This is a genomic window from bacterium (genome assembly GCA_026398675.1).
Taxonomy (GTDB): domain Bacteria; phylum RBG-13-66-14; class RBG-13-66-14; order RBG-13-66-14; family RBG-13-66-14; genus RBG-13-66-14.
In genome coordinates this window covers 1-2690 of sequence record JAPLSK010000013.1, presented here as the reverse complement: position 1 = coordinate 2690, position 2690 = coordinate 1, and the positions used below count along the sequence as shown (strand labels likewise).

Annotated in this window: 4 protein-coding genes; all 4 read right to left on the bottom strand. The window is 70.0% G+C overall.

Annotated elements, in window-relative coordinates; genetic code table 11:
* Positions 1–656 (bottom strand): hypothetical protein (locus tag NTW26_00160; GenBank protein MCX7020686.1); only part of this gene is annotated, 656 nt, incomplete at its 3' end.
* A gap of 16 nt (positions 657–672) precedes the next feature.
* Positions 673–2076, bottom strand: coding sequence for a hypothetical protein (locus NTW26_00155; protein ID MCX7020685.1), 1404 nt, complete (start codon positions 2074–2076; stop codon positions 673–675).
* A gap of 28 nt (positions 2077–2104) precedes the next feature.
* Complete coding sequence (locus NTW26_00150; GenBank protein ID MCX7020684.1) at positions 2105–2362, bottom strand: hypothetical protein; 258 nt, start codon at positions 2360–2362, stop codon at positions 2105–2107.
* 7 nt (positions 2363–2369) lie between these two features.
* On the bottom strand, positions 2370–2576 hold the full coding sequence (locus tag NTW26_00145) for a hypothetical protein (GenBank protein ID MCX7020683.1): 207 nt from the start codon (positions 2574–2576) through the stop codon (positions 2370–2372).
* Positions 2577–2690 lie beyond the last annotated feature (114 nt).

Below are 2690 nucleotides of genomic sequence, written 5' to 3'. Positions count from 1 at the left end.
GGCTTGCCCTCGCCGTCCACGGTCAGCTCGGCGGGGTAGCGCACGACGGCGGGGGGCAGGGCGTGCCGCTCCAGCCAGCGGTTGCCGTAAACCACGGCGTAGGTGAGCGCCTGCCAGAAGGGCCAGGCCGGGGTGAGGTGGCTCTCGCCCCAGGGGTCGCCGAACTCGCCGGAGTGGACCAGCCAGAGGGACTTCTCCGCATCGAGGTCCACGGTGCCGTCGGCGCCGCGCCACCTCAATCCGGATACCCGACCATTTCCATCCAAAAGCGCCTCGATTGTACCGGGGTCCAGGGCGCGGGTTTCCATGAGCCGCACCCCGTCGCCGGCGGCGTCGTAGACGAGCTCGAACCCGGCGTAGCCGAAGTCCAGGGCGGTGAGCGCCTGGCTCACCAGGCGGCGCCAGAGCGGCCGGAGCTGCTCGGCCAGCTCCCGGGCCAGCCCGGCGTCCGGATCCTTCACGTCCCACTCGGCGGCCACGATGGGGCCCTTGATGACGTTGAGGCAGGCGGCCACCAGTCCGTGGCGGCGCATCCGCCGGAGCGCGGCCAGGTTCGGCGAGCCCGAGGCGACGGGCGTGGGGCGGATGTTGACGGAACGGGGCCGGCCCATCCACGGGGCGGCCAGCTTTTTCACCTTGCGGCGGAAGAGGGGCAAGGGTCCTCCCAGGGAGTTAATCTATTCCAAGGGCGGCGGCGAGGGGGTCGTCGTCGAACCCGAAATTTTGCGCGGCCAGGGAGGGGGATTGGGTGTGGAATCCCCTCCCCGCGGCCAGCTCGCAGGCGTAGCCCAGGGCGTCCACCAGGTCGTCGTGGCTCCCGTGGGGGAAGGCCAGAAGCTCTTCCTCCAGGGGTCCCGGCTCCGGCGGGAGCCAGAGCCTGCCCCCGGACAGCCAGGCGGCCAGGGCGTTGGCGCGTAAACTCTTTCCACCCCTTGGCCGCAGGGCGACCACGGGGACGCGGCGCCGGCGCAGCTCCTGGACGGCGGCCATCTGATACGCCACCGCCTCGACGCCCACCACCGCGGGCCGGTGGCGCCGGTTCATCTCGACGATGGTCGCGAGCTGGGCGGCGAAATCCAGCCGGAACCTCACCGCCTCGAGGACGTGCCAGTCGCCGTCGGACGCGACGCCCAGGACGACGATGGCGCAGAAATCGTCCCCGCCCAGGGCCAGGTCCACGCCGACGATTGTGGCGGCGGAAGGCGGAGGCCCGCCGGTGCGTCGCCGGAGCCACTCGGGGCGGAAGAAAGTCCCCGCGGCGAGGCTCGTGTCGTTCAGGTACTGCAGGGCGAAGGCCACCGGCCCCATCTCCCGCCGGCGCTCCTCCAATTTATCCAGCGGCCAGCGGTCGGGCAAAAGCGGCGAGCCATCGGGCAGAATCGCCGACCGGCCGGTTTCGTTGGTCGGCACGCCCCGGGCCAGCGCCCCGCCGTAGAGGTCCAGGGGGTGGTGCCGGGTACCGACGAGGTGCAGAAAGGCCCCCGGCAGGAGCGTGGGGGCGAGGATGTTGGCGGACCAGTCGCGGAGCCGTTCCCGGACGCGCTGGGTGGACGAGGTCCGCTGGGCGACGAGGTCGTCGGCGACGACGCCGTCGTGGTGGCGGCCAACCAGACCCTGTCCGGACCCGACGGCGGCCAGGGTGGGCTCCTTCCGCCGTCCGCGGCGCTTCAGGTGGATCGAATCCCCGGTGACTCGCAGGACGGGCGGGCCGTCGAAGAGCCACCCCACCTCCTCGCGCGCGAGAACCGAGGCCAGCTCGGCCAGAATCAGCCGGGCCTGGCGGCCGGTCTCCGAGGCGACGAGGTAAGCCCCCTCGGGCGAAAAAAGCGCCCGGTGGGCCAGGAGGCCCACGGTGACCACGGTGGTCTTGAAAAAGCCCCGCGGCGCCAGGATGAGCGTCCGGGGCTCACGGGCGGCCAGGCGGAGCCATTCGCGGTGGAAGGGCTCGAAGCGCCGTCCGGGGTAGAGGCAGCTCGTCAGTAGAAGCCAGGGGTCGCGGCGGAGAATCCAGCGAAGGAGCGTCCGCTGGCTCGCCGGGGGAAGGCCCCGCAGGTGGTGCCAGACGTCCGCTTCCATGTGCGTACTTTGAAAAGGGCCGTCCGGCCTATGGCTCGTCGTCGCCGACCCCGAGCTCGGAGCGCAGACGCTCCACGATTCCCCGGCCGACGTCTTCGGACTCTTTTTTCTCCGCGGAGCCGTCCAGCTCGAGGAGCATGCGCGCCGCGTCGAGGAGGTCGCCGGGCTTGGCGATGGTGAGCTGCCCCTTCTCGATTTCGCGCTCCGCCCGCTCGATGAGCCCGGTGAGGAGCCTCGACACTTTATCCCTGGTCGAGGATGACCCGCTGTCGTCGGGGACGTTCATAGATGCGTCATGCGTCCGGTCGGCCCATGAGGTAGGCGCGGATGCGGTTGAGGCGCCGCCCCGAGGAAAACCAGCGGTCGGCGTCGCGGAGCATGAAGAGGAAAATCTCCCGCGCCCGTCGGCGCGCCTCGGGGGAAGGGATGTCGGCGTTCTCCTTCTCCACGGCGTTTTCGATGCGGGAGAGCGGCCATACGTCGGCGGGGAGCTTGAACATGGGTCGGCTCTGCGGTTGCGTGTGAATCCGGTTTGGGGTGTAATTCCTGTTTTCCCTCTCACCCCCTATTACGGATTGGGGACCTCCGATTATAACAGATGAATCATATAATCA

Coding starts and splice junctions, on each gene's coding strand:
- NTW26_00145 (MCX7020683.1), bottom strand. CDS start 2,576: ATGTTCAAGCTCCCCGCCGACGTATGGCCGCTCTCCCGCATCGAAAAC.
- NTW26_00155 (MCX7020685.1), bottom strand. CDS start 2,076: ATGGAAGCGGACGTCTGGCACCACCTGCGGGGCCTTCCCCCGGCGAGC.
- NTW26_00150 (MCX7020684.1), bottom strand. CDS start 2,362: ATGAACGTCCCCGACGACAGCGGGTCATCCTCGACCAGGGATAAAGTG.